At 64.7% G+C, this 24,902-nt stretch carries 20 protein-coding genes; 11 read left to right on the top strand and 9 right to left on the bottom strand.

Going from position 1 to position 24,902, the window contains the following annotated elements; all coding sequences use genetic code 11:
- The first annotated feature begins 159 nt into the window (after positions 1-159).
- A complete protein-coding gene (locus FXN65_RS22720; RefSeq protein WP_151136652.1) occupies positions 160-567 on the top strand; it encodes a PA2779 family protein in 408 nt (135 codons plus the stop codon).
- Entirely contained in the window at positions 567-1,532 is a 966-nt protein-coding gene (locus FXN65_RS22715) for a PA2778 family cysteine peptidase (RefSeq protein WP_178119383.1), read from the top strand. The genes FXN65_RS22720 and FXN65_RS22715 overlap by 1 nt, the downstream gene beginning before the upstream one ends.
- Before the next feature lie 128 nt (positions 1,533-1,660).
- Here the strand turns inward: FXN65_RS22715 and FXN65_RS22710 are convergent, their stop codons facing one another.
- Positions 1,661-2,419 (bottom strand): SDR family oxidoreductase, encoded by a 759-nt coding sequence (locus tag FXN65_RS22710; protein ID WP_151136650.1) that lies wholly within the window; start codon positions 2,417-2,419, stop codon positions 1,661-1,663.
- Between the two features lie 104 nt (positions 2,420-2,523).
- On the opposite strand from FXN65_RS22710, the gene FXN65_RS22705 reads away from it, so the two are divergent.
- The 7 genes from FXN65_RS22705 to FXN65_RS22675 all read left to right on the top strand — a co-directional run bounded on the left by FXN65_RS22705 (position 2,524) and on the right by FXN65_RS22675 (position 8,621).
- Positions 2,524-3,255 carry a HugZ family pyridoxamine 5'-phosphate oxidase gene (locus FXN65_RS22705; protein ID WP_151136648.1) on the top strand — a complete coding sequence of 244 codons (732 nt, stop codon included), beginning with the start codon at positions 2,524-2,526 and terminating at the stop codon, positions 3,253-3,255.
- A 66-nt stretch (positions 3,256-3,321) separates the two neighbouring features.
- A complete protein-coding gene (locus tag FXN65_RS22700; protein WP_151136646.1) occupies positions 3,322-3,774 on the top strand; it encodes an FxsA family protein in 453 nt (150 codons plus the stop codon).
- 194 nt (positions 3,775-3,968) lie between these two features.
- Entirely contained in the window at positions 3,969-4,262 is a 294-nt protein-coding gene (locus tag FXN65_RS22695) for a co-chaperone GroES (protein ID WP_028628402.1), read from the top strand.
- 48 nt (positions 4,263-4,310) lie between these two features.
- Positions 4,311-5,951, top strand: a complete 1,641-nt coding sequence (groL, locus tag FXN65_RS22690; RefSeq protein WP_151136643.1) for a chaperonin GroEL — start codon at positions 4,311-4,313, stop codon at positions 5,949-5,951.
- 192 nt (positions 5,952-6,143) lie between these two features.
- Positions 6,144-6,827: a response regulator transcription factor gene (locus FXN65_RS22685; RefSeq protein ID WP_151136641.1), complete on the top strand. Its 684-nt coding sequence runs from the start codon at positions 6,144-6,146 to the stop codon at positions 6,825-6,827.
- A complete protein-coding gene (locus FXN65_RS22680) occupies positions 6,817-8,106 on the top strand; it encodes a sensor histidine kinase (RefSeq protein ID WP_151136639.1) in 1,290 nt (429 codons plus the stop codon). The genes FXN65_RS22685 and FXN65_RS22680 overlap by 11 nt, the downstream gene beginning before the upstream one ends.
- A gap of 290 nt (positions 8,107-8,396) precedes the next feature.
- Positions 8,397-8,621, top strand: coding sequence for a hypothetical protein (locus FXN65_RS22675; protein WP_151136637.1), 225 nt, complete (start codon positions 8,397-8,399; stop codon positions 8,619-8,621).
- Positions 8,622-8,801: 180 nt separating this feature from the next.
- On the opposite strand, the gene FXN65_RS22670 is transcribed toward FXN65_RS22675, so the two are convergent.
- The 7 genes from FXN65_RS22670 to FXN65_RS22640 all read right to left on the bottom strand — a co-directional run bounded on the left by FXN65_RS22670 (position 8,802) and on the right by FXN65_RS22640 (position 20,430).
- Positions 8,802-11,855: a multidrug efflux RND transporter permease subunit gene (locus FXN65_RS22670; protein ID WP_151136635.1), complete on the bottom strand. Its 3,054-nt coding sequence runs from the start codon at positions 11,853-11,855 to the stop codon at positions 8,802-8,804.
- Positions 11,856-11,881: 26 nt separating this feature from the next.
- Positions 11,882-13,033: an efflux RND transporter periplasmic adaptor subunit gene (locus FXN65_RS22665; RefSeq protein WP_151136633.1), complete on the bottom strand. Its 1,152-nt coding sequence runs from the start codon at positions 13,031-13,033 to the stop codon at positions 11,882-11,884.
- Positions 13,034-13,275: 242 nt separating this feature from the next.
- Positions 13,276-14,907 carry a methyl-accepting chemotaxis protein gene (locus FXN65_RS22660; RefSeq protein WP_151136631.1) on the bottom strand — a complete coding sequence of 544 codons (1,632 nt, stop codon included), beginning with the start codon at positions 14,905-14,907 and terminating at the stop codon, positions 13,276-13,278.
- 278 nt (positions 14,908-15,185) lie between these two features.
- Positions 15,186-16,280, bottom strand: a complete 1,095-nt coding sequence (locus FXN65_RS22655; protein WP_151136629.1) for a DUF1513 domain-containing protein — start codon at positions 16,278-16,280, stop codon at positions 15,186-15,188.
- 1 nt (position 16,281) lies between these two features.
- Entirely contained in the window at positions 16,282-17,346 is a 1,065-nt protein-coding gene (locus FXN65_RS22650) for an imelysin family protein (protein ID WP_151136627.1), read from the bottom strand.
- A gap of 10 nt (positions 17,347-17,356) precedes the next feature.
- Positions 17,357-18,784, bottom strand: a complete 1,428-nt coding sequence (locus tag FXN65_RS22645) for a di-heme oxidoreductase family protein (RefSeq protein ID WP_151136625.1) — start codon at positions 18,782-18,784, stop codon at positions 17,357-17,359.
- A 305-nt stretch (positions 18,785-19,089) separates the two neighbouring features.
- Positions 19,090-20,430 carry an imelysin family protein gene (locus FXN65_RS22640; RefSeq protein ID WP_151136623.1) on the bottom strand — a complete coding sequence of 447 codons (1,341 nt, stop codon included), beginning with the start codon at positions 20,428-20,430 and terminating at the stop codon, positions 19,090-19,092.
- A gap of 202 nt (positions 20,431-20,632) precedes the next feature.
- Between FXN65_RS22640 and FXN65_RS22635 the strand changes: the two genes are divergently transcribed.
- Positions 20,633-21,205 (top strand): LemA family protein, encoded by a 573-nt coding sequence (locus FXN65_RS22635; protein WP_151136621.1) that lies wholly within the window; start codon positions 20,633-20,635, stop codon positions 21,203-21,205.
- A 1-nt stretch (position 21,206) separates the two neighbouring features.
- Positions 21,207-22,109, top strand: coding sequence for a GIDE domain-containing protein (locus FXN65_RS22630; RefSeq protein WP_151136619.1), 903 nt, complete (start codon positions 21,207-21,209; stop codon positions 22,107-22,109).
- A 619-nt stretch (positions 22,110-22,728) separates the two neighbouring features.
- Here FXN65_RS22630 and FXN65_RS22625 read toward each other — a convergent pair.
- Positions 22,729-24,795, bottom strand: a complete 2,067-nt coding sequence (locus FXN65_RS22625; RefSeq protein WP_151136617.1) for a putative bifunctional diguanylate cyclase/phosphodiesterase — start codon at positions 24,793-24,795, stop codon at positions 22,729-22,731.
- Positions 24,796-24,902: the final 107 nt, after the last annotated feature.

Here is a 24,902-nt window from a genome sequence, read left to right as displayed (position 1 = left end):
TCTCGGGAGCAAATGGGAATGTTTCGCATTCTATAGTTGCTCGCCAGACTTCAGCAATAATCACAGGGTATCGAAGAATCTTCTTAACTTGCTGTAGGAAGGTTGGAACCGCCCAACACGCTTCGTGGTCAACTGGCAACAATACCTGGAGAAATCACTATGCTTTCGCGTCACTGCAACCGTCGTCTCGCTTCCGTCCTGATTGCCGGCCAGTTCGTCTTCCTTGCCCAGATGCCACTGGCCCAGGCCGCCATGATCGGCACGCCGCAGGCCATGCAGGAACAGTCGCTGCAGCAGCATCAACCGGTCGACCAGGCCCAGTTGCGCGCCATGCTCGACGACAAGCAGGTGCAGCAGAAGCTCGAATCCCTCGGCGTGCCCCGCGAGCAGGTGGAGGCGCGGATCGCCAGCCTGACGCCGGCGGAGCTGCAGCAGTTCAACCAGCGCCTGGAGCAGGAACCGGCCGGCGGCTGGGTGGGGATCATCGTGCTGTTCCTGGTGATCTTCATCATCACCGACATGCTCTGCGCCACTGACATCTTCAGCTTCATCAAGTGCATCAACTGATGCGGCTCTGGCTCGCCGTCCTGGTGCTGGCCCTGGCGGGTTGCGCCGGGCAGCAACCCATGCTGACGCCGCAGAGCGACCGGCTGCCCCAGCGGGTGGAACTGATCCAGACGCCGTTCTACCCGCAGGAAATCTACCAGTGCGGCCCGGCCGCGCTGGCCACCCTGCTGGTGCAACGGGGCGTGAAGACTTCACCCGAAGAGCTCACCCCCAAGGTCTATCTGCCCGCCCGTGAGGGCAGCCTGAAGCTGGAACTGGTGGCCGCTGCGCGCCAGTACGGCATGTTGGTCTACCCGCTCGAACCGAACCTGGATGCACTGCTGGCCCAGGTGGCCGCGGGCAACCCGGTGCTGGTGATGCAGAACCTCGGGCTGGACTGGCTGCCGCGCTGGCACTTCGCGGTGGTGGTGGGCTACGACCGCGGCAAGGATGAGCTGGTGCTGCGCTCCGGCACCGAGAAGCGTTGGGTGACTGACCTGCGCAGCTTCGACCGCACCTGGCAGCGTGCCGAGCGCTGGGCCGTGGTGACATTGCCGACGGACAAGCTGCCGGCGCAAGCGCAACTCGAACCCTGGATCAAGGCGGCCAGCGACCTGGAACAGACTGCCCAGCGCCCGGCAGCGGAACGTGCCTATCGCACGGCTGCCGAGCATTGGTCGAAGGAGCCGCTGCCGCTCTTCGCCCTGGCCAACGCCCGCTATGCGGAGGGGGATCGCGACGGCGCCGAAGCGGCCCTGCGTCAAAGCCTGAAGCGCAAGCCGGACTATGCCCTGGGCTGGTTCAACCTCTCCGAAGTACTCAACGAGAAGGGCTGCGCGGCCCAGGCTCAACAAGCCCGTGCCTGCGCTCGCCAGTTGGCACCCGGGGACGTGCGCCTGGCGTCGCCTCTGGGGACACCGGCAACCGGAAAAGGGCAGTGCGGCGCACTGCCCGTGTGCGGGGAGGGGGCGGCGATTCGGGAGTAGAGGTCACCTGTGATTCCTGATCCTGTGCGAGCGAACTCATTCGCGATTGAAATCGCTCCCACACAAGAAGGGTCGACCGAAACAAGAAAGCCCCGCGGATGCGGGGCTTTTTTTGGGGGGGCTTGGCCTTACAGGCGCAGGCCGCCGTCCAGCTCCAGGACACGACCGGTGTAGTAGTCGTTTTCCAGGATGTAGGCGACCGAGTGGGCGATCTCCATCGGCTTGCCCAGACGGCGCAGCGGGATGCCGGAGGTCATCTTTTCCAGGGCTTCCGGCTTCATGCTGGCGACCATGTCGGTCTCGATGAAGCCAGGGGCAACACCGGCCACACGAATGCCATAGCGAGCCAGTTCCTTCGCCCAGACCACAGTGTCGGCAGCCACACCGGCCTTGGCGGCGGAGTAGTTGGCCTGGCCCATGTTGCCGGCGCGGGAGATGGAAGAGATGTTGATGATGGCGCCTTCGTTCTCCAGCTCGATCATCTTGGCGGCGACTTCGCGGGTGCAGAGGAACACACCGGTCAGGTTGACGTCGATCACCGCCTGCCACTGGGCCAGGCTCATCTTGGTCATTTCGCCGTCCTTGACCTTGATGGTCAGGCCGTCGCGCAGGATGCCGGCGTTGTTCACCAGGCCGTTGATGGCGCCGAAGTCTTCGGCCACCTGGGCGACCATGTGGGTCACCTGCTCCTCGACGGCCACGTTGCAGATGTAGGCGCGCGCGTCGCCACCGGCGGCCTTGCAGGCGGCTACGGCTTCATCCAGTTTTTCCTGATTCAGGTCCACCAGGGCGAGCTTTGCGCCCTTGGCGGCCAGATACTCACCCATGGCACGGCCGAGGCCCTGGCAACCACCGGTAATGATGATGACCTTGTCTTTGAGTTGCATGAGAATCCCCTCGAATAACTGTCGCTTTGCCCCCGCTTTCGACCTGAAACCGCTATTCTGGCCGCTCGTCCGTTTCCGACGGATTCTTTGCGAGGAGTCATAAGGTGAGCGTGAAAGCCGCAAAGCATGCACGAGAATTGCTGCTCAAGGAATACCAGGGTGTGCTGTCCACCCATTCCAAAGCCATGCCGGGCTTCCCTTTCGGATCGGTGGTTCCCTATTGCCTGGACGCCGAAGGCAGGCCGCTGATCCTGATCAGCCGCATCGCCCAGCACACCCATAACCTGCAGAAGGATGCCAGGTGCTCCCTGCTGGTGGGCGAGCGCGGCGCCGAAGACGTCCAGGCTGCCGGCCGCCTGACGTTGCTGGCCGAAGCGCGGCAGATAACCGATGGTGCCGAGGTGGAAGCCGCCGCCACCCGTTACTACCGCTATTTCCCCCATGCGGAGGACTACCACCGGACCCACGACTTCGATTTCTGGCGCCTGGAACCGGTGCGCGCCCGCTTCATCGGCGGTTTCGGCGCCATCCACTGGGTGGATCAGCTGGTGCTGGCCAATGCCTTCGCCGGCGAGGCGGAGATCAGCATGCTGGAGCACATGAACAGCGACCACGCCACTGCCATTGCCCACTATGTGGAGCTGGCCGGGCTGCCGAAGGAGCCTGCCGCGGAGATGGTCGGGATCGACACTGAAGGATTCCACCTACGTATTGGTCAGACACTTTACTGGCTACCCTTCCCAACATCCTGTAACAACCCTGGCTCGGTCCGTCAGGCCTTGGTACAGCTGGCTCGCGCCGAATCCTGGCCGACCAGTGGAGAGGCGGTAGCTTGAATTGGGAGGAGGGCGGCTTCATCTAACGGATTGCCGGACGCCGTTCTTCCACCAAGGAAACCCCAGATGCGCGCTTTTCTCTTTCTGTTCCTGCTCTTTCCGCTGATCGAGCTGGCCGTCCTGATCCAGGTCGGCAGCGCGATCGGCGTCCTGCCGACCCTGCTGCTGGTGATCGGTACCGCCGTGCTCGGCAGCGTCTTGCTGCGGGTGGCCGGTGTCGCCACCGCCTGGCGTGCCCGTGAGCGCCTGGCCCGCGGCGAGGTGCCGGAGCAGGAAATGCTCGAAGGCCTGCTGATTGCGGTCGGTGGCGGCCTGCTGCTGTTGCCGGGCTTCATCAGCGACATCTTCGGCCTGCTGTGCCTGATCCCCTTCACCCGCCGCCTGTTCATCCGCAACCTGCGCCAGCGCGCCGAAGCCCAGGCCATCCGTCAGCGCGCCTTCGCCGACGACCTGGCCGCTCGCACTGGCCAGACCCGCCCGCACGTGATCGAAGGCGAATACGAGCGCCGCGACCAATAAAAGTGCATTTTTTTTGCGGGTGCCCCTTGAAATGGTTCCGGGCGCCCCTATGTATCCGTCACCGCAAGGTTCCTGCCCGACGGCAGGTCAGATTCCAGCGGCGCGCCTGACGCGCTGCAACCGGCACCGCCGGCAATTCCAACCCACCGGTGCGAGCACCGGTCGAGCAACAACACTATTGGGAGAGATCGACAATGAAGCTTCGTCCTCTGCATGACCGCGTCGTCATCCGTCGCAGCGAAGAAGAGACCAAAACCGCTGGCGGCATCGTGCTGCCGGGCTCGGCCGCCGAGAAGCCGAACCGCGGCGAAGTCGTCGCTGTAGGCACCGGTCGCCTGCTGGACAACGGCGAAGTGCGTCCGCTGGCCGTGAAGGTCGGTGACCAGGTGGTGTTCGGCCCGTACTCCGGCAGCAACACCATCAAGGTCGATGGCGAAGAACTGCTGGTGATGGGCGAAAGCGAGATCCTCGCTGTCGTCGAAGCCTGAGTTCCGCGAATCTCCGTCTAAACACCAAAGAATTGAGGACAAATCAACATGGCTGCTAAAGAAGTCAAATTCGGCGATTCCGCTCGCAAGAAAATGCTGGTCGGCGTGAACGTACTGGCCGACGCCGTTAAAGCCACCCTCGGCCCGAAAGGCCGTAACGTGGTTCTGGACAAGAGCTTCGGCGCTCCGACCATCACCAAGGACGGCGTTTCCGTTGCCAAGGAAATCGAGCTGAAAGACAAGTTCGAGAACATGGGCGCCCAACTGGTGAAAGACGTTGCCTCCAAGGCCAACGACGCTGCCGGTGACGGCACCACCACCGCTACCGTCCTGGCCCAGGCCATCGTCAACGAAGGCCTGAAGGCCGTTGCCGCCGGCATGAACCCGATGGACCTGAAGCGCGGCATCGACAAGGCGACCATCGCCATCGTTGCCCAGCTGAAAGAGCTGGCCAAGCCCTGCGCCGACACCAAGGCCATCGCCCAGGTAGGCACCATCTCCGCCAACTCCGACGACTCCATCGGCAACATCATTGCCGAAGCCATGGAGAAAGTGGGCAAGGAAGGCGTGATCACCGTTGAAGAAGGCTCGGGCCTGGAAAACGAACTGTCCGTCGTAGAAGGCATGCAGTTCGACCGCGGCTACCTGTCCCCCTACTTCATCAACAAGCCGGACACCATGGTCGCCGAGCTCGACGGCCCGCTGATCCTGCTGGTCGACAAGAAGATCTCCAACATCCGCGAAATGCTGCCGGTCCTGGAAGCAGTCGCCAAAGCCGGCCGCCCGCTGCTGATCGTCGCTGAAGACGTTGAAGGCGAAGCCCTGGCTACCCTGGTTGTGAACAACATGCGTGGCATCGTCAAAGTCGCAGCCGTCAAGGCTCCGGGCTTCGGCGACCGTCGCAAGGCCATGCTGCAGGACATCGCCATCCTGACCGGCGGCACCGTGATCTCCGAAGAAGTCGGCCTGTCCCTGGAAAGCGCTTCCCTGGAGCACCTGGGTAACGCCAAGCGCGTTGTCCTGAGCAAGGAAAACACCACCATCATCGACGGCGCTGGCGCCCAGGCTGACATCGAAGCCCGCGTTGCCCAGATCCGCAAGCAAGTCGAAGAGACCACCTCCGACTACGACAAGGAGAAGCTGCAAGAGCGTCTGGCCAAGCTGGCTGGCGGTGTTGCCGTGATCAAGGTCGGTGCGGCTACCGAAGTCGAGATGAAAGAGAAGAAGGCCCGCGTTGAAGACGCCCTGCACGCTACCCGTGCTGCCGTCGAAGAAGGCGTGGTTCCTGGCGGTGGCGTAGCCCTGGTTCGCGCCCTGCAGGCCATCGAAGGCCTGAAAGGCGACAACGACGACCAGAACGTCGGTATCGCCCTGCTGCGTCGCGCTGTTGAAGCTCCGCTGCGCCAGATCGTGGCCAACGCCGGCGACGAGCCGAGCGTAGTGGTCGACAAGGTGAAGCAGGGTGCCGGCAATTTCGGCTTCAACGCTGCTACCGGCGTTTACGGCGACATGATCGAGATGGGCATCCTGGACCCGGCCAAGGTCACCCGTTCCGCCCTGCAGGCTGCGGCCTCCATCGGCGGTCTGATGATCACCACCGAGGCCATGGTTGCCGAAGCGGCTGACGACAAGCCGGCCCCGGCCATGCCTGACATGGGCGGCATGGGCGGCATGGGCGGCATGATGTAAGCCACCCGGCCATCCGGTCCGAAGAAGCCCCGCCTTGTGCGGGGCTTTTTCTTGTCCGCGAGAATGCGCGGGAGCACGCAGCGTGGTTATGATCGGTGACTGGGCGCCGACGGGATCTCCCACGGGGTACCCGGTCGAAGGCGCGTTGGCCCGCAAGTGGCCATCTTTGGGCTGTTGAATGGAGTTGAGCCGATGCGGATCCTGCTAGTCGAAGACAACAACGACATCCTCGGCAACATGGTCGACTTCCTTGAACTCAAGGGCTACAGCGTCGACTGCGCGCGGGACGGGCTCTCCGGCCTGCACCTGGCCAGCAGCGAGCACTACGACCTGATCGTGCTCGACATCATGTTGCCGGGGCTGGATGGCTACAATCTCTGCCGCCGCCTGCGCGACGAAGCCCGGCGCGATACGCCGGTGATCATGCTCACCGCCCGCGACGGCCTGGACGACCGGCTACAGGGCTTCAAGTCCGGTGCCGATGACTACCTGCTCAAACCGTTCGCATTGTCCGAGCTGGCCGCCCGCATCGAGGCGGTGCTGCGCCGTTCCCAGGGCGGCGGCAAGCGCAGCCTGAAAGTGGCCGATCTCAGCTATGACCTGGACACGCTGGAGGTCACTCGCGCGGGCAAGACGCTCAAGCTCAACCCCATCGGTCTCAAGCTGCTCGCCGTGCTGATGCAGAAGAGCCCGCACCTCGTGCGCCGCGAAGCGCTGGAAGAGGCGTTGTGGGGGGACGACTGTCCCGACAGCGACAGCCTGCGCAGCCACATCCACCAGTTGCGCCAGGTGATCGACAAACCCTTCGGCAAGCCGTTGCTGCACACCATGCATGGGCTGGGCTACCGCCTGGCGGAGTCGGCCGATGGAGTTTAAGCAGAGCCTGGCTCGACGGATTCTCATCGCCTTCGTACTGATGACCGCGCTCGTGGGCGGCACCTTCGCGGTGGGGATCATCGAGGTGGTGCATGTAATCGAGGAGCAGCTGATCTCCCGCGACCTGAACAACGAGCTCACGCGGGTCCTGACCCAGAACATCGCCCAGGGCCGGACGCCCAGCCTGGACAGCGACACCCGTTTCTACAGCAGCGACGGACGTGGCCCCTACGCCCTGCCAGAAGACCTCGCCGGTCTGAAGCTGGGGTTCCACGAAGTCTTCGAGGGCGAGAACTCCTACCATGCGCTGGTGCGCGAGATCGATGGCCGACGCTATGTGATGCTGCAGGACCAGAGCGATTTCGAGGCCCGCGAACAGGTGCTCTACCGCGTGGTGATGGTCGGCTTCGGCATCAGTGTGGTACTGGCCCTGCTGCTGGGCTGGCTGCTGGCGCGCAAGGTCATCGAGCCCGTTGTTCGCCTGGCCGGCCAGGTCCGCCATCGCGATCAGTTGCTGGGCATGGCGCCGCCGCTGGCGCCGGATTACGCCTCCGACGAGGTGGGCCAACTGGCCCAGGCGTTCGACGACACCCTGGGCCGGCTGCACGAGGTACTGAACCGCGAGCGCCTGTTCACCAGTGACGTCAGCCACGAGCTGCGTACGCCGCTGATGGTGCTGGCCACATCCTGCGAGCTGTTGGCGGAGAACCCCAGCCTCGATACCCGGGGCCGCAACCAGGTGGAGCGCATCGCCCGTGCCACCGAGGAAATGCGCGACCTGGTGCAGACCTTCCTGATGCTGGCGCGCTCCCAGCGCGATGAGGCCAGCGTGGCGCCCCAGGCGAGCCTGAGCAGCGTGGCCGATGACCTCGCCAGCCAATGGCGTGGCGCTATCGAACACAAGGGGCTGCGCTTCGAATACCAGCCGGGGCAGCCCCAGGAGCGGCGCTATAACGCTTCTTTCCTGCGCTCGGTGCTGGGCAACCTGTTGCGCAACGCCCTGCACTACACCGACAGCGGCAGCATCCGCCTGGTCTTGAAGGACGACGGATTCGTGGTGGAGGACAGCGGCGTCGGCATCCCCGAGGAGGATCGCGAGGCGATGTTCCGCCCCTTCGTCCGGGGGCCTGCCAAGCGCGGCGACGGCCTGGGTCTGGGCCTTTCGCTGGTGCAGCGGATCTGCGACAACCAGGGCTGGACCGTCAGCCTGAGCGCCTCCCAGCCCACGGGTTGCCGTTTCGAGGTGGACCTCAAGGGAAACGCCAATCCCGCTTCTTGACGATTTTTTCACCAGTTGCCGGCTACATTGGCCACCCAGCACTTCCCGTCCCGCCTTGAAGTTCCCGTTCACTCGAACTGCAACAATCGGCTGCTAACCTCGACCGCCTGGACCAGGGCGGCAGTCTTTCGGCTGGCGGAATGGCGCCGAAGAGGCCGGGCAGTGGGCCTCGCGCCTGCGCACGGCCCGGGGAGAAAAAGGCACCATTCGTCGCTGCATTGGGCACACGGGTAGTTGCTGATCTACGGTTATGAAGCAGCGTTTGGCAGCGCTATCAAGGGGTTGCGATCATGAAGTTAGAAGTCACGCGAGCTTTGTTCCTCGTCGGCGCCTTGGGAGTGGCCTCCCTGGCGGTGGCTGCCTGGCATGAGCCTTCGCCCTCCGTGGTCAGTGTCAATGGCCTGGGCTATTGCCCGCTGCCACCCAACGCCCGGCTGAAGGCCAATGTGCAGCCGGACCAGAACCTGCTGCTGTTCATGTTTGGCCTGTCACAGGGGCTACGTGGCCAGGAGTGAGAGCAGGATACGCCGAAAACCCCGCGAACTCGGGTAGGGTGCACCGCGCGCACCAACGGCGTTAGCCGGTTTCCTTTGATCCCCATTCAGGCGCGGAGCCGGTGCGCATGGCGCGCCCTACGATGAGGCAGGCAAAGAAAAGCCCCGCAATTGCGGGGCTTTTCGTTATCGCGTCCGGGCTCAGTGGCTGGCCGCCAGCTGGCCCTCGGGCTGCAGGTCCTTCTTCGCCAGCAGCGTGTACACGCACGGCAGCACGAAGAGGGTGAACAGCGTACCGATGGACATGCCGGTGGCGATCACCAGGCCGATGTCGAAGCGGCTGACCGCACCGGCACCGGTGGCGATGATCAGCGGCACCATGCCGAACACCATGGCCGCGGTGGTCATCAGGACCGGACGCAGGCGGATGGCGGCCGCTTCCTCCACCGCTTCGCGGGCCGACAGGCCCTTCTCGCGGCGCAGCTGGTTGGCGAACTCCACGATCAGGATGCCGTGCTTGCTGATCAGGCCGATCAGCGTCACCAGGCCCACCTGGGTGTAGATGTTCATGCTCGACCAGCCGAGGAACAGCGGGATCAGTGCCCCGCAGATGGACAGCGGCACCGTCACCAGGATCACCAGCGGGTCGCGGAAGCTCTCGAACTGCGCCGCCAGCACCAGGAAGATGATCGCCAGTGCCAGGGCGAAGGTGACGTAGAGTGCGCTGCCTTCCTGCACGTACTGGCGCGAGGCGCCGGCGTAGTCGAAGCCGTAGCCGCGCGGCGCTTCCTCGCGGGCGATCTGCGACACGGTGTCGATGGCCTCGCCCATGCTCACCATCGGGAAGCCTTCGATGATTGCCGAGTTGAGCTGCTGGAACTGCTTCAGGCGGGTAGGCCGGGCGCTGTCATGCACGCTGATCAGGGTCGACAGGGGCACCATGGCGCCGCTATCGCTCTTCACGTAGTAGTTGCTCAGCCAACCCGGATTGTCCCGGTAGGCGCGTTCCACCTGGGCGATCACCTTGTAGCTGCGGCCGTCGATGGTGAAGCGGTTGATCTCCCCTTCGCCCAGCAGGGTGGCCAGGGTCGAGCCGAGGTCTTCCATGGAAACGCCCATCTGCGCGGCCTTGGCCCGGTCGATGTCCACCACCACCTCCGGCTTGTCGAACGCCAGGTCGACGTTGAGGAAGGCGAACTTGCCCGACTCCAGGGCGCGAGCCTTGATGCGCTCGGTCACCTGCAGCAGCGACTCGTAGTCGTTGGGGGTGTTGATCACGAACTGGAACGGCAGGCCCTCACCGGTACCCGGCAGCGACGGCAGGTTGAAGCCGAAGATCTGCAGTCCTGGGATCTGGTTGAGCTTGCCCTGGACCTCGTGGAGCAGCTCCATCTGGGTGCGCTCGCGCTCATCCCAGGGCTTGAGCAGGAAGCCGCCGATGCCCGACTGCACGCCGTCGAATCCGTTGATCTGGAACGAGGAGTAGTACTCGGGAAACTCCTTGAAGATCGTCACGAACTTGTCGGTGTAGGCGTTCAGGTACTCCAGGTTGGTGGGTTGCGGAGCCTTGGACATGATGAAGACGATGCCCTGGTCTTCGTCCGGGGCCAGTTCGCTCTTGGTGAACTTCAGCAACACCGGGATCAGGCACAGCACGATGAGCGCGAACACCACCACCACCGGACGGGTGTTGAGGGTGCCGTGCAGGGCGTGCTGGTAGCGCCGCTTGAGGCGGTCGAAGATCATGTCCAGGCGGTGCGCCAGACCCGTGGGGTTCTCGTCGTGGCGCAGCAGCTTGGAGCACATCATCGGCGACAAGGTCAGCGCGACGATGCCGGAAATGATCACCGCGCCCGCCAGGGTCAGGGCGAATTCGCGGAACAGCGCGCCGGTCAGGCCCTCGAGGAAACCGATGGGCGCGTACACAGCCGCCAGGGTGATGGTCATCGAGATGACCGGTACGGCGATCTCGCGGGCGCCCTCGATGGCGGCGTCGAAGGGGGTCTTGCCCTCTTCGATGTGCCGGTGGATGTTCTCCACCACCACGATGGCGTCGTCCACCACCAGGCCGATGGCGAGCACCATGGCCAGCAGCGTCAGCAGGTTGATCGAGTAACCCATCAACTGCATGAAGAAGAGCACGCCGATCATCGACAGCGGGATGGTGATCACCGGGATCAGCACCGAGCGGAATGCGCCGAGGAACAGGAACACGACCACGATCACGATCAGCACCGCTTCGCCAAGGGTCTTCACCACTTCGTCGATGGAGGCCTGGATGAAGCGGGTGGCGTCGTAGGCGATGGATACCTTGAGGTTCGGCGGCAGCTGGGATTCCAGCTCCGGCATCAGCGCGCGCACGTGCTTGATCACGTCCAGCGGGTTGGCGCTGGGGGTGCCCTTGATGCCGATGTAGACCGAAGGGATGCCGTCGAACGAGCTGATGGAGTCGTAGTTCTCCGCGCCCATTTCCACCCGTGCGATGTCGCGTACCAGCACGCGGCTGTCACCCACCGTCTTCACCGGGATGGCGCCGAAGGCATCCGGCGACTTGAGGTCGGTGGTGGCGTTGATGCTGGTGACCACGTACTGGCCTTTCACTTCGCCAGCGGCGGAGAGGAAGTTGTACTTGCGCACCGCTTCGCGGATGTCGTTGGCGGTGATGCCATAGGCGGCCATCCGCACCGGGTCCAGCCACAGGCGCATGGCGAAGACCTGGTTGCCGAGGATTTCCGCTTCGGCCATGCCGGGCAGGGTGGCCAGCTTGGGCTGAATCACCCGCGACAGGTAGTCGGTGATCTGCGGGTTGGACAGCTCATCGCTATAGAAGCTGATGTACATCAGCGCCGTGGAGTCTGCCGCTTCCTTGGACAGCACCGGGTCTTCGGCGTCCTGGGGCAGCTGGTTCTTCACTTCGTTGGCCTTGGCCAGCAGTTCAGTGAAGAGCCGGTCGGAGTTGGCGCCGATGCGCGCGTAGATCTGGATGACCGAGGCGTTCTGCTGGCTCGCCGAGGTCATGTAGTCGATGCCTTCGGCGCTGGCCAGGCTCTGTTGCAGCGGTTGGGTGATATAGCCCTGGATGGTCTCGGCGTTGGCACCGGGGTAGGCGGTGGTCACCGTGATCAGGGCGTTTTCCATCTGCGGGTACTGGCGGATCACCAGTTTGCTGAAGGCCTGCATGCCCAGCAGCACGATCAGCAGGCTGACCACGGTCGCCAGTACCGGGCGACGGATGAAAGGATCTGTGAAAGCCATGTTCCGTTCCTTCGCGCGCGTGCGTGTCACTCGGCGCGGGCTTGATTTTCCGGTTTGGTGGCCAGGGTCTGGTCAGGGACGATGGCGACGTGGGAACCGTTGTCCAGCTTGAGCTGGCCGGAAGTCACCACCTGTTCGCCGGCCTGGAGGCCCTTGAGGATCACGACCTTGCCGTCACGACGCTCACCGGTCTCGACGAAGCGGCGTTCCACCACCAGCTGGGGCTGGCCGTCCTGGCCTTTCTCGGGCTGGCCCTCGGCGTTCTTCTTCTCGTTGATGACGTACACCGAGTTGCCGTAGAGCGTGTAGGTAATGGCGCTTTCCGGCACCACCACGCGCTCCGTGTCACCCGGCAGCAGCACTTCGAGGTTGGCGAACATGCCCGGCAGCAGCTTGCCGTCGGGGTTCTGCAGCACCGCGCGGACCTGCAGGTTGCGGGTGCTTTCCTCCACCTTGGGGTTGAGCGCGGCGATGTCGCCTTCGAAGTACTCGCCGGGGAAGGCGGCCACGCTGATGCGTACCTTCTGTCCGACCGCCAGCAGCGGAGCGGATTGCTCCGGCAGGAAGAAGTCGACGAACAGGGTGTTCAGGTCCTGCAGGGTGGCGATGATGGTGCCGGAGGAAAGGAAGTCACCCACGTCCACCTGACGGATGCCGATGGTGCCGGAGAAGGGCGCGATGATGCGCTTCTTGTCCATCATGGCCTTGAGCTGGGCGACCTTGCCGGTGGCGGCCTGGAGTTCCGAGGACAGGCGGTCGAACTCGCTCTTGGAGATGTTCTGGCGGCTGACCAGGCTGCGGCCGCGTTCGAACTCGACGCGCGCCAGGGCCAGCTCGGCCTCGGCGGTGGCCAGGGTGGCGCGTTCCACATCGCTGTCCATCTGGATCAGCGGCTGGCCCTGTCTGACCTTCTCGCCGGAGAGGAACAGCACGTCCTGGACGGTGCCACTGGCTTCCACGGTGAGGTCGACACCCTGGAAGGCCTTCAGCGAGCCGATGGCGGGCAAGCGGCTTTGCCAGGGCAGCTCGACGGATTTCTCGGCGGAGACATTGATGGGCGGCTGGGGCGCAGAGAACTGCTGGACCTGCTGGTAGATCGAGAGGCCTTTGTAGGCGGCGAGGGCGAGCACCACGAGTGCAACCACCCCCAGCATGATGAGCATGCGGCGGAGCAACATATTCCGGTTCCTTGGCAGGGGAAAATAGGCCTGGGAATAGGCGAGGGATGCACCTTAGTACCAGAGCCGGATCCAAGTCAAAGACAAGAAATTGCAGGACGTTGCGTTCTGCTGATTAGACTATTCCAACGGCGAATAATCCCGGTAGATCGCGACTTTTCGTGTCAGTTGCCTGAGGGGCGATCGGGCCCTTTCTGATCAACGGGTGGGGGCTGAAGGCACTTCCCTGTGCCCTGTGCCGGTCAGGCGTGGAGGCGGGCGGTGAGCTGGTTGAGGTCGCCGGAAAGACCTTGCAGGTGCTGGCTGGCGCCCTGGGTGCGCTGCACGTTGCCCTCGTTGGTGGTGGCGATGGCGGTGATCTCGGTGAGGTTGCGCGAGATGTCCTCGGCCACGGACGTCTGCTCCTCCGCTGCCGTGGCGATCTGCCGGTTCATGTCGCGGATCGCTTCCACCGCATCGGTGATGCGCTGCAGCATGGCGCCGGCCTCGGTGACCTGGGCGACGCTTTCCTCGCTGCGGCTCTGCCCGCTCTCGATGGCGCGCACGGCGTTGAGGGCGCCGGTCTGCACGGTGTCGATGATCTGGTGGATCTCGGCGGTGGATTCGGCGGTGCGCTGGGCCAGGGTGCGGACTTCGTCGGCGACTACGGCGAAGCCACGGCCCTGGTCGCCCGCGCGGGCGGCTTCGATGGCGGCGTTCAGGGCCAGCAGGTTGGTCTGCTCGGCGATGCCGCGAATCACTTCCAGCACCTTGCCGATGCGGCCGCTGTCGCTTTCCAGGCGGCGGATCACTTCGGCGGTGTTGGCGATCTCGCCACGCATGCCGGTGATGCTGTGGATGGTGGCCTGCATCACGGCACCGCCCTGTTGCGCCGAATGATCGGCCTGGTCAGCCGCGCCGGCGGCCTCGGCGGCATGGCGCGCGACTTCCTGGGCGGTGGCCGACATCTCGTGCATGGCGGTCGCCACCTGGTCGGTGCGGGAGAACTGCTCGCGGGTGCCTTCGGCCATCAGGCTGGCGATGGCGTGGAGTTCGCCGCTGGCGCTGTCCAGTTGGTCGGTGCTCTGCTTGAGGCGGTTGAAGGTGTCGGCGAGGAAGTCCCGCAGGGTGTTGGCGGCACGGGCCAGGCGACCCAGTTCGTCTTCGCGGGTGGCCTCCACACGCTGGCCGAAGTTGCCCTGGCTGAGCTGGGCGATGTAGTCGATCAGGGAGGTGATGGGCGCGATCAGGTTGCGATTGATCAGCCACAGGCTGAACAGGCCGATGCCGAGGCTCGACAGCAGCATCACCACGATGCCGAGGTTGACGGTGCTGTCGGCGCTGGCGCTGATGGCCTCGGACTGCTGGTTGCCACGGGCGTGCAGTTCGGCCACCAGGGCGCCCATCTGCTCGCTGGCCGCACGGTCGATGCCCTTGACCGCGTTGTCACCGGCCACCGGGTCGGCGCCTGCGGCGATGAACGCTTCGCGGCCCTTGCGGTAGGCGACGCCGAGGTTGCGGTGTTCATTGCGCAGGCTTTCCACCTTGCTCCTGAGGACGCTGTCGCCCATGGCCTGGGCCCTGACCACCAGCTTGCCGAGCACGGCCTGGACCTTGGCTTCCTGGCCTTCGAACTGGCTCCAGTACTTGTTCAGGCTCTCCTGCTCCTTGCCGCGCAGGAGCACGTTCTTCCACTCCTGGACCTGCACCTTGAATTCGAGGTTGGCCTCATCCACAAGGCTCGATGCTTCCAGCGTGCCGTCCACCAGCCCGCGATAGGACTGGATGCCGCTGGAAAGGAAGTGGAAACAGGCCAGGGCGATCAGCAGCAGTAATAGCAGGCTGCCGCCCAGCAGGGTGAGGATCTGGCCACGCAGGGAGCGTCGCAGAGACATGGTGTTGCGCCTCTTGGAATAGGAAAGGAGATGTGGGCTCTCTACCAGACGAATGTTGCAGTTGTGCGATCGCCGGAAGGGCGCATCTGGGCACGTCGGGCAGGCATTCACTTAGTCGGCACGGCGAGGTGCCGCTGAAGGGTGCAAACAGGGAGTTTGTGGGGTACGAATGTGCCAGGAAGCCAGGCGTGGTGGGGCTTTCGCTCGGAGATCAAGGCGGTCGGTGCATGTACTGTGGGAGCGAATCCATTCGCGAATGAATTCGCTCCCACAGCCTATCAGGCCAGGTGCAGGTGGTTGTCCCAGAAACTGGCCGGCAGTTGCAGCGGCGTGGCGATGAACTGTTCGCCACGGCAGTCGTAGACACGGCAGCGGCCCTGGCCGGAGGTGACCACGAAGCCGTCCTTCACCGCGCCGACGCCGGCGCAGTCCGGCAGGGGGGCGTCCAGGCGTACGGCGCCGCTGTCCAGGTCCCAGATGAAGAAGCGGTTGCCGCGTGGCGCGGTCAGGGCCACCAGGCGCAGTTCGTCATGGATGGCGACGCTGGCGGTGTACTGGACCATCGCCAGGCGTTGCTCGTCCTCCAGCGGGAAGGGCTCGAAGGGCTGGCCGGGACGCTTGATGGCGAGCAGGTCGGCATGGTCCGTGGCATCGCCCATGTACTGCTGGCCGGCGACTATGGTGCCGTCGGCACCGATGGCCAGGTGACGGATGCTGTTCATCTGCTGCGGCAGGGTTTCCTTCGACAGCAGGCTGCCGTCTCGGCGCATCAGCACCAGGCTTGGCTCCATGGCATCGAGGTTCATCTCCACCCGGCTTTCCGCCTCGGTGCGGATACCGCCATTGGCCACCACCAGGGTTTCGCCGTCGGGCATCCAGGACACCTGGTGCGGGCCCAGGCCGTGGGTGGAAAGCTCGCCGTCGTGGATCAGCTGGCCGCCTTCGAAGCGATAGCGGCCGAGCATGCCCCGGCCCGGGTCGGTGGTGTCGTTCTCGGTGGTGTAGAGCCATTCGCCGTCGCGATGCCAGACGCCATGGCCGTAGAAGTGGCGGTCCTTCAGCGAAGTCAGCGTCTGCAACAGTCGGCCGTCGGTGAGGTCCACCAGGTAGCTCTCGGTACCCGGACGGCGGGCGACGAACAACGCCACCGGCTCGCTGGGGTGCAGGACGATGTCATGGCAGCGCTGGGCGACGCGGGTGGCGAACACCTGCGTGCCGTCCAGGCGGTAGCCGACCGCGTAATGATGGCCGTCGGCGTCGTCGCGGGCGGAGAGCAGCAGGGGCGAATCGCCCTTGCGGCTCAGGGTCCAGCCGCCCAGGCCAACGGCACCGAGCAGCAGGCTGGCGAGAGTGAGTACCTGGCGGCGGAGCATCTCAGTCACCGTCGTTGGCGTTGAAGCCGAGCTGCACGCCCAGGGCCTTGGCCAGGTCGCCGGAGTGCAGGCGCTGGACGCGATCCAGGCTGTCGTAGAAGTCGTTGACCTGCTGGCGGCCTTCTTCGCTGGCCAGCAGCTCGCCCAGGGGCTGCTTGAGGGCGTCGAGCTTGCCGCGGGCCTCGCTGTAGCCGGCATCGATCTTCTCCGCCAGGGCCTTCTGGTCGTCGCCCAGCAGGCTGCGGATGCCGTGCTTGTCGACGCCCAGCCAGAGGGACTCGGCGCTGGCCAGGGCGGCGGAGACGTTGGAGAGGGAGGTTCCGCTGCGCCAGGCTTCGGCTTGCATTGGCTGGGGCAGGCCCTTGGTCTGGCGGCCCAGCGGGGTGCCGAGCTTCTTCTTCAGCGTATCCAGGGCGGTGACCTGGACGCGCAGCAGCTCGGAGATGGCTTCGTGGGAGTCGGCGTAACGCTGGTTGGGGAACTTGCTCAGTTGGTCGAGCATGCCGTCCTTGCTGTTCCAGCGCGCGAGGATTTCCTCGGCCAGGGTCTTCTGGCGTTCACCGATGGCCTGCAGCAGCGGGCAGTAGCGCTCCTTCTGGGCGTTGTCGGCCAAGTCCAGGTTGCTGTCGAAGAGGATGTACTCGTAGGCGGACAGGCCCTGCACGACCACGCTGGCCTTGGCCAGGGCGGTGGCGTCGATGTTCGGCTGGGCCTTGACCAGTTGCTCCACCTGGCGGCCGACCAGGTTCTTCTTGTCCGGCCAGAACTGCACCTGCCACGCGCGGTTGCCTTCGGCCAGAGGGCCCACCATCAGCGGCTGCAGCTCGGCCCAGGCTTTTTGCGCAACCAGGAAGTCCGCACGCGCCTTGGCCAGGTCTTCCTTGCCGGAGCAGAAGGCCAGGGCGCTGGCGGCGAGCTGGCGGTCCGCTTCGACCCAACGGCTGTAGGTTGGCAGGATCACTTCCTTGGCCAGGGCGGCTGCGGTCTGCGCCTGCTGGTCCTGCGGGGTGCAGGCGCCGAGGGCCAGTGCGGCGAGGCTGGTGAACAGCAGTTTGGGGCGGAACATGCGTGGCTCCTTAAAGGGAATTCAGGAAAGCCAGCAGCGCGGCTCGCTGCTCGGCGTTGTAAGTCAGGACCTTCTGCTTCGCCGCTTCGGCTTCACCGCCGTGCCACAGAATGGCTTCCAGCAGGTTGCGTGCACGGCCATCGTGCAGGAACTGGGTGTGTCCGCTCACCGCTTCGGTCAGGCCGATACCCCACAGCGGCGGGGTGCGCCAGTCGCGACCTCCGGCCTGGAACTCAGGGCGGCCATCGGCCAGGCCTTCACCCATGTCATGGAGCAGCAGGTCGCTGTAGGGACGGATCACCTGGTTGGCCAGCTCGGGTTCTGCGGCACTGGCCGCGGTGGTGAAACTCGGGGTATGGCATGCCTGGCAGCCGGCCTGGTGGAACAGGCCCTTGCCATCCAGCACCTGCGCGGCGTCCGCCCCGCGACGGGCCGGTACGGCCAGGTTGCGGGTATAGAACAGTACGAGGGACAGGATGTTATCGCTGACTTCCGGCTCGCCACCACTCACCGCGGCCTTGCAGGCGGCCTGTGCCGCCGTGCAGTCGTCCTTTGGCAGGGAGTTGGTGGTCAGGCCCATATCACCAGAGAAAGCGTGAAAATTCTGTTGGTTCAGGTTCGGCTGACCGGCCTTCCAGCCGAAGCGACCGGTTACCGTCTTGCCGGCGACATCGTCCCAGACCTGGTTGGCGCGGCCGCGTATGCCATCGCCATTGGCGTCATCGGGGTCGGCATTGGCGAGGATCGCGGATTCCGGAATCGCTTCCAGCAGGCCGAGTCCGATCATCGGCGGGGCGACCCGCGCGGAGAACAGGGTGTCCGGGTGCATCGGGCCGTAGCCGAGCCGGGAGATTTCCAGGCGTGGCTTGCGCAGCTCGACGGTGGTGCCGTCGGCAAAGGTCACCGGCAGGCTGTCGTAGCTGACCCGCACCTTGCCCTCGGGCTCGACGCCGGGAATCGCGACGTCCTGCAGCTGGCCACCGTACACCGGCTCCGGCACCACGCCCAGGCGTTCGAGTTGCCGCGCATGTTCGGCCGATGCGTCGGCGGGGATCGACAGGCGCACCAGCATGGACACCGCATTGTTCGCGCCCGGAGCTGGAGGATGGCCACGGCCGTCCTTCACATGGCAGTTCTGGCAGGCGTTGGTGTTGAACAGAGGGCCCAGGCCGTCACGCGCCGTGGTGGTGGCGGGGGCGATCACCCAAGGGTTGCGGAAGAAGCTGTTACCCACGCTGAAATCCAGCCGGCGCGAAGGTGTCAGGTTGGCCGATGGCATGGAGAAGGCGTTGTGGTCGAACTGGCGGACCGTCGTGGCACCGCCGGAGAGGCGCTCGCCGGGTTCGGCCTGGGTGAACCGCGGAGCGTCGTCACAGGCACTGAGACTGAGGGCCAGCAGCAGGGGCGACAGGCGGCTAAGGGCCGGTGGAGCGAGCATTGGCGGGGTCCGGTCGGCGAGAAACAGGCGGGCAAGCTTATCAGGACTGGGGTGTTTGAATAAGAGGGATTTGCGTTTGGCAAAGTGTCTGCCGGGGAGTGTTGGGCGGACGATATCTGTGGGGGCGAATTCATTCGCAAAGTGGCGCGCAGCGGCCCCGATAGCCTAATGGGGCGGGCCTGCGGCCTGCTAAGCGAATGAATTCGCCCCCACAGGGAATGCACCCATTCATGAGCAAAACGGCGTGCACAAAAAAGCGGATGCGGCACTGGGCCGCATCCGCTTATCGCTCGACAGCGCGTCGATCAGAACTGGTGATCGGCGTTGTCCGGCTTCAGGTCGGTGATGCCGAGCTTGCTGGCGGCTTCTTCGATGGCGCCGGTCTGCTTGACCAGGGAGGCGATGGCGTCACGTACCAGTTGCTGACCGGCGGTGTTGTCGGCGGCGATCAGCTGGTCGAAGTGCACGCCCTTGTTGGCGCTGTCCACCAGGGCTTGCAGTTTGCCTTCGGTGGCTTCCAGGTCGGCTTTCACCGTGGTGTCGGTCTGGGCGTCGATCTTGGCGACCAGGGAGGACAGGCTCGGGCCGGTCAGGGTGGTGCCGTCGACCTTCTTGTACTCGCCCAGGTACACGTTGCGGATGCCCTTGCCGTTGTAGAAGTGCGAGTTGTGGGTGTTGTCGCTGAAGCAGTCGTGCTCGTCTTCGGTGGAGTTGGCTTCCAGGGCGACCTTCATGCGTTCGCCGGCCAGCTCGCCAAGGGACAGGCTGCCCATGCCGAAGAGCATCTTGCGCAGGCCGGACTCGGCCGGTTCGGCTTCCAGCTTGGCGCGGTAGTTGTCGGCAACGCCGGCTTTCCACTGGCCGACCATGTATTCCAGGTCGGAAACCAGCAGGTCGGTGGCGGCCTTCAGGTACTCGCGGCGACGCTCGTTGTGGCCACCGGTGGCGCCTTCGCCGACGACGAAGTCGGTGGCGGGACGGTTGCCGGCGCCCGGGCCGGTGCCGTTCAGGTCCTGGCCCCAGAGGAGGAATTCGATGGCGTGGTAGCCGGTGGCGACGTTGGCTTCGGAACCGCCCAGCTCGTTCAGGCTGGCCAGCTTCTCACCGGTGATCTCGGTGACGTCGATCTTGTCTTCGCCAACCTGGATGGTGGTGTTGGCGATGATGTTGGCGGTGGCGCCGGGGTTGCCCAGGGCGTGCTGGTAGTCAGTGGCGACGTAGTCGATCAGGCCTTCGTCCAGCGGCCAGGCGTTCAGCTGGCCTTCCCAGTCGTCCACCACCGGGTTGCCGAAGCGGAACACTTCGGTCTGCATGTAGGGCACGCGGGCGGCCAGCCAGGCTTCGCGGGCGGCTTTCAGGGTGTCGGCATCGGGCTTGGCGAGGAAGGCGTCAACGGCCTTCTGCAGGTTCACGCCGGTGGTGTGGGCGTCGGTGAATACGGCCAGGGCGAGGTCGGCGTAGTGGGCAACGACCTTCTTGGCTTCGGCCTCGTCGACCTTGGCGGCGGCAGCCGGAGCTGCGGCAGTGCTGGTGGCGGCCGGGGCGGCGGCTTGCTGTGCGGCAGCTTCTTTCTTGTCGTCACCGCAACCGGCGAGGGCAATGGCGACAGCGAGCAGGCTGGCGGCTGCCAGGGGCTTACGAATCATGGGCGAGGTCCTTTGCTTCTGGGTGATGGCAATATGAAGTTGCGCAAATGAAAACCGCAACATAATGCGAAAGATTTTCATTTTTGGAAAGGCTGTTATCGGGCGTTTTGCAACAGCTGAGTACGAGGTCTCCGCATCCTTGGCCAAACGCCATTAGAATCGACGCAGCCCTCATGACCCGCAGCCTGAAGGAGAAGCCTGCATGAGTCTGACCAGCGTCGCCCTGATCGTGGTCCTGCTACTCGTCGCCGCCTATGCGGTGATCCTCTACAACGCGCTGGTGCGCCTCAAGCACGGCGTCGGAAAGGCCTGGTCGAACATCGAGGTGCTGCTCAAGCAGCGCCATGACGAGCTGCCCAAGCTGGTGGAAACCTGCAAGCAGTACATGCAGCACGAGCGCACCACCCTGGAGCGGGTGATCGCCGCGCGCAATGCGGTGGCCAGCGCCCGCGAGAAGGGCGATATCGGTGCCCTCGGCCAGGCCGAAAGCGGCCTGCGCGCCGGCCTCGGGCAACTCTTCGCCCTGGCGGAGAACTACCCGCAACTCAAGGCAAACGAGAGCTTCCAGTTTCTCCAGCAGCGCATTAGTGGCCTGGAGAACGGCATCGCCGACCGCCGCGAGCTGTACAACGAGGCGGTGAACCTCAATAACGTGCGCATCGAGCAGTTCCCGGATGTGATCATCGCCGGCCTGTTCGGCTTCAAGGCCGCCGAGTTGCTGGAATTCAGCGAGGCCGAAAAGGCCGACGTCGACCTCAAGAGCCTGTTCGGCTGACATGGCCGTGGATGTCGCCGGGCTGGCCATCAGCCTGGGGTTCAGCCTTGGCGCCTTCGCTGGTGGCGGCTGGTGGTGCCTGCGCCGCCTGTCGCAGGCGCGGATGCTGCTGGATACCCCGACTTCGAAGATCCGCTCCGCCGCCCAGGGCTACGTGGAGCTGTACGGCATCCTGCACGAGCAGGGGGACGGCCAGCTCAGCGCACCGCTGACGGGCAAGCCCTGCCTGTGGTGGCGCTATCGGATCGAGGAATACAGCGAAAGCGGCAAGAACAAGACCTGGCGGGTGGTGGACAGCGGCGTCAGCGATGCCTGGCTGCGCCTGGCCGATGCCACCGGCGAATGCCTGATCGATCCACGCGGTGCCGAGGTGCGACCGTCCACCCGCGAGGTGTGGAAGGGGGCTTCACGTCATCCGCGTGGGCTGGTCAGGAGCGGCCTGGGCGCCTGGATCGGTAGCGGCGAGTACCGCTATACGGAAGAACGCCTGCATGCCGGGGAGCCGCTCTATGCCATCGGTGACTTCCACACCAGCGGTGGGGGCCGCCAGGGGCTGGATCTGAACGCAGCCCAGGGCGCCGTGATTCGAGAGTGGAAGGGTGACTTCACCGGCCTCCTGACGCGCTTCGACAGCGATGGCGATGGACAGCTGGACGAGGCCGAATGGGGCCGCGTGCGTCTGGCCGCACAGCTGGAGGCCGAAGACCGGCATCGTCGTACCAGTGCGGCGCCGGCGATGAACCACATGCGCCGTCCCGGGGAATCCCAGCCCTTCCTGCTCTCCAGTCATGGCGAAGACGTGCTGGCGCGGCACTTCCGCTGGCAGGCGCTGTTCGGCGCGGTCCTTTGCGTGGCCGGGGCGGTGGCGACGATCTACCTGCTCAGGGTGACCGGGCTCTTGTAGAGGGGATCGCGCTTCACTGATCCACCGTTGATGTTCGGAGCGGCGAAGCGGTGGATGGGAAGAGCGTCATCCACCCTTGGGGCTGCTTCGCAGCCCTTTCGCGAATGAATTGGGCATGTCCGCGTTTAAGGTTGCTAGAACCGCTGAGCCGGGCTGCTTGCCGAGTTCTGCGGATGTTTCTGGTTTCGCCTTGCCAGGCGAGTCCCTTTTTCAAACGCCAGAAAGGAACCGAAAGGCTTGCCCCTGCATCCGGCCCCGGCTGCGCCAGGGTGCCCTCGCTTCATCGTTGCACCGGGGCACGGCGCCAGGGGCCAGCCATGCCGCTCGTCCCCTGACTCGCTGCGCTCGCCCTTCGGGCCAGCCTTCGGCTGTTACTTCGCTTCGCTGCGTTTTACAACGCTTGCGCTCGGCCTCCTGACGAGGCGGGGTCGCTGCTCCACCGCCTCTGCCCAGTTTCAGGCCGCTGGTCGCTTCAGGATGATTTCTCCCGCACCGGCGCGAGTCACCCCTCTCCTCTTCAGGGAGAGGGCCCGGGGTTAGAGCGTTCCATTCAACTCGGCATCAGCTAGCGCCGACATAGCCAATGAGTTTGCCCCCCTACAACGGAGCCGGGGTGGCGTCAGAGCGTGGCGGGATTGGAGGCCGCGTTGGACAGGCGCCGGGCCTGCTTGAGGTAGAGGGTGAGTTCGCGGGCGGGCAGGGGTTTGCTGTAGAGGTAACCCTGACCCTCGTTGCAGCCCTGGGCGATGATGTAGGCCTCCTGCTCGGCGGTTTCCACGCCTTCCGCAATCACCTGCATGCCCAGGTTGCGCGCCAGCTGGATGATGGCGCGGACGATGGTGGCGTCGTCCTCGTCTTCCAGCACGTCCTGCACGAAGCTCTTGTCGATCTTGATCTTGTCCAGCGGCAGGCTCTTCAGGTAGCTCAGGGACGAATAGCCGGTACCGAAGTCGTCGATCGCGATCAGCGCGCCGGAGCGGCGCAGGCTGAGCAGATGTTGGGCGGCGGTGGAAATGTCTTCCATCAGTCCGGTTTCGGTGACTTCCATCTCCAGGCTGCGTTGCGGCAGGCGGTAGACCTGCAGCAGGTTGTTCACCACCCGCGGCAGTTCCGCATGGTGCAGTTGCACGGTGGACAGGTTGATGGCCATGCGCAGTTCGCTGAAGCCCTGGTCGTGCCATTCGCGCAGCTGGCGGCAGGCCTGGTCCAGCACCCATTCGCCGATGGCGATGATCGAGCCGTTCTGCTCAGCCAGGGGGATGAACAGATCCGGCGGCACGAAACCGTGCTGCGGATGTTGCCAGCGCAGCAGTGCTTCGACGCCCACTACGCGGTGGTCGCGGTAGTCCACCTGGGGTTGGTAGACCAGGTGCATCTCGCCCCTGTTGAGGGCCTCGCGCAGGTCCTTCTCCAGCTCGCGGCGGCGGCGCATCTCGCTGTCCACGCTGGCGATATAGAACTGGTAGCGGTTTCGCGAGCGGCTCTTGGCCAGGGTCATGGTCTGTTCGGCTTTCTGCAGCAGCTTCTCGGTGCTGTCGCCGTCCTCGGGGAAGAGGGTGATGCCGATGGTGGCGCGCAGACGTACTTCCTGCTGCTCCAGGGAGAAGGCCACTTCCAGGTCGTCCAGCACGGCCTGGGCGAGTTCGGCGGCCTCGTAGGGCTGCTCGATATCGGCCTGGACCAGGGCGAACTGGTCGCCACCCAGACGCGCCAGGGCGCCGAGGCGGCCACTGTGGCCGCGCAGGCGGTCAGCCAGGGCGATCAGCAGCTGGTCGCCAGTCTGGTAGCTGAACTGCTCGTTGACACCCTTGAAGTCGTCCAGGCCCACGCAAAGCACGGCCACGCGACGCTGCAGCCGGCCGGCGTCGTCGAGGATCTGGTCGAGTTGCTGCTGCAGTTGCTGGCGGTTGGGCAGGCCGGTGAGGAAGTCGTACTGGGCCATGCGCAGCAGGCTGTTCTCGGCTTCACGGCGCAGGTGGGTGTTACGTTCGATGGAGGCCAGCAGGTCGTTGGCGGTATTTATCCACAGTCCCAGTTCGTTTTTCTCGTTGCCCTTGAGCATGGGCAGCTTGTGTTCGCTGGGACGGTCGGGATTGATGCTGGACAGGTGCTCGATGATTTTCGACAGCGGCTTGGTCAGCAGCCAGTGGTACACGAGGTAGAGCACCAGGCCCATGGCCAGGGCGCGCAGTACGCCGGAGATGAAGATGATCACCGAACTGGTGACGAAGTCCTTGCCGTAGGGGGCGGTGTCGAGGGTGATGCTGAGGTCGCCGTAGTACTCGCTGTAAGGGCTGCGGCCGACCAGTTGGGTGGTGAAGGTCTGTTCCCTGTCGAGGATGGGGTCGGTCAGCCAGCGGGTCGACAGCTCCATCAGCGGCCGGTCCTTCTCCGCCAACATGGGTTCGTTGGGGTGGCCGATGGAGGCGTGGCGGACCGATTCGTGCTGGAACAGGCCCTCGATCACCTGCATGCCCATCTCGCGATCCAGGCTGTAGACCGCCTGGGTCGAAGGGTCGCGGAACATGCCGAGGATCCGGTTGGCGTCATTGGAGACCGCCTGCCGTGTCTTGTAGACATCGAACACGATCTGCGCGCAGCTGAGCACCACACCGACTACCAGTGCGGACAGCAGCACCACGCGCAGCAGCTTCAGTGACAAGCTGTGTTTGAGATCCAGCTTCAAATGGAAATTCCTTGTTCGATGCCGCCAGGCGTCAGACGGGTGTGAGTATTGGCAAACAGGCCCTGGCCGTCAAAGGGCCAGTATGTGAATGCCACTATTCAATACGT

The sequence above is a fragment of the Pseudomonas lalkuanensis genome (assembly GCF_008807375.1).
Lineage (GTDB): Bacteria > Pseudomonadota > Gammaproteobacteria > Pseudomonadales > Pseudomonadaceae > Metapseudomonas > Metapseudomonas lalkuanensis.
This window is presented reverse-complemented; position numbering and strand designations above follow the sequence as displayed.

What these genes read in the sequence shown, in the direction of transcription:
- FXN65_RS22720 (WP_151136652.1), top strand. Translation starts at nt 160, where the DNA reads ATGCTTTCGCGTCACTGCAACCGTCGTCTCGCTTCCGTCCTGATTGCC.
- FXN65_RS22715 (WP_178119383.1), top strand. Translation starts at nt 567, where the DNA reads ATGCGGCTCTGGCTCGCCGTCCTGGTGCTGGCCCTGGCGGGTTGCGCC.
- FXN65_RS22710 (WP_151136650.1), bottom strand. Translation starts at nt 2,419, where the DNA reads ATGCAACTCAAAGACAAGGTCATCATCATTACCGGTGGTTGCCAGGGC.
- FXN65_RS22700 (WP_151136646.1), top strand. Translation starts at nt 3,322, where the DNA reads ATGCGCGCTTTTCTCTTTCTGTTCCTGCTCTTTCCGCTGATCGAGCTG.
- FXN65_RS22695 (WP_028628402.1), top strand. Translation starts at nt 3,969, where the DNA reads ATGAAGCTTCGTCCTCTGCATGACCGCGTCGTCATCCGTCGCAGCGAA.
- groL (WP_151136643.1), top strand. Translation starts at nt 4,311, where the DNA reads ATGGCTGCTAAAGAAGTCAAATTCGGCGATTCCGCTCGCAAGAAAATG.
- FXN65_RS22685 (WP_151136641.1), top strand. Translation starts at nt 6,144, where the DNA reads ATGCGGATCCTGCTAGTCGAAGACAACAACGACATCCTCGGCAACATG.
- FXN65_RS22680 (WP_151136639.1), top strand. Translation starts at nt 6,817, where the DNA reads ATGGAGTTTAAGCAGAGCCTGGCTCGACGGATTCTCATCGCCTTCGTA.
- FXN65_RS22675 (WP_151136637.1), top strand. Translation starts at nt 8,397, where the DNA reads ATGAAGTTAGAAGTCACGCGAGCTTTGTTCCTCGTCGGCGCCTTGGGA.
- FXN65_RS22670 (WP_151136635.1), bottom strand. Translation starts at nt 11,855, where the DNA reads ATGGCTTTCACAGATCCTTTCATCCGTCGCCCGGTACTGGCGACCGTG.
- FXN65_RS22665 (WP_151136633.1), bottom strand. Translation starts at nt 13,033, where the DNA reads ATGTTGCTCCGCCGCATGCTCATCATGCTGGGGGTGGTTGCACTCGTG.
- FXN65_RS22660 (WP_151136631.1), bottom strand. Translation starts at nt 14,907, where the DNA reads ATGTCTCTGCGACGCTCCCTGCGTGGCCAGATCCTCACCCTGCTGGGC.
- FXN65_RS22655 (WP_151136629.1), bottom strand. Translation starts at nt 16,280, where the DNA reads ATGCTCCGCCGCCAGGTACTCACTCTCGCCAGCCTGCTGCTCGGTGCC.
- FXN65_RS22650 (WP_151136627.1), bottom strand. Translation starts at nt 17,346, where the DNA reads ATGTTCCGCCCCAAACTGCTGTTCACCAGCCTCGCCGCACTGGCCCTC.
- FXN65_RS22645 (WP_151136625.1), bottom strand. Translation starts at nt 18,784, where the DNA reads ATGCTCGCTCCACCGGCCCTTAGCCGCCTGTCGCCCCTGCTGCTGGCC.
- FXN65_RS22640 (WP_151136623.1), bottom strand. Translation starts at nt 20,430, where the DNA reads ATGATTCGTAAGCCCCTGGCAGCCGCCAGCCTGCTCGCTGTCGCCATT.
- FXN65_RS22635 (WP_151136621.1), top strand. Translation starts at nt 20,633, where the DNA reads ATGAGTCTGACCAGCGTCGCCCTGATCGTGGTCCTGCTACTCGTCGCC.
- FXN65_RS22630 (WP_151136619.1), top strand. Translation starts at nt 21,207, where the DNA reads ATGGCCGTGGATGTCGCCGGGCTGGCCATCAGCCTGGGGTTCAGCCTT.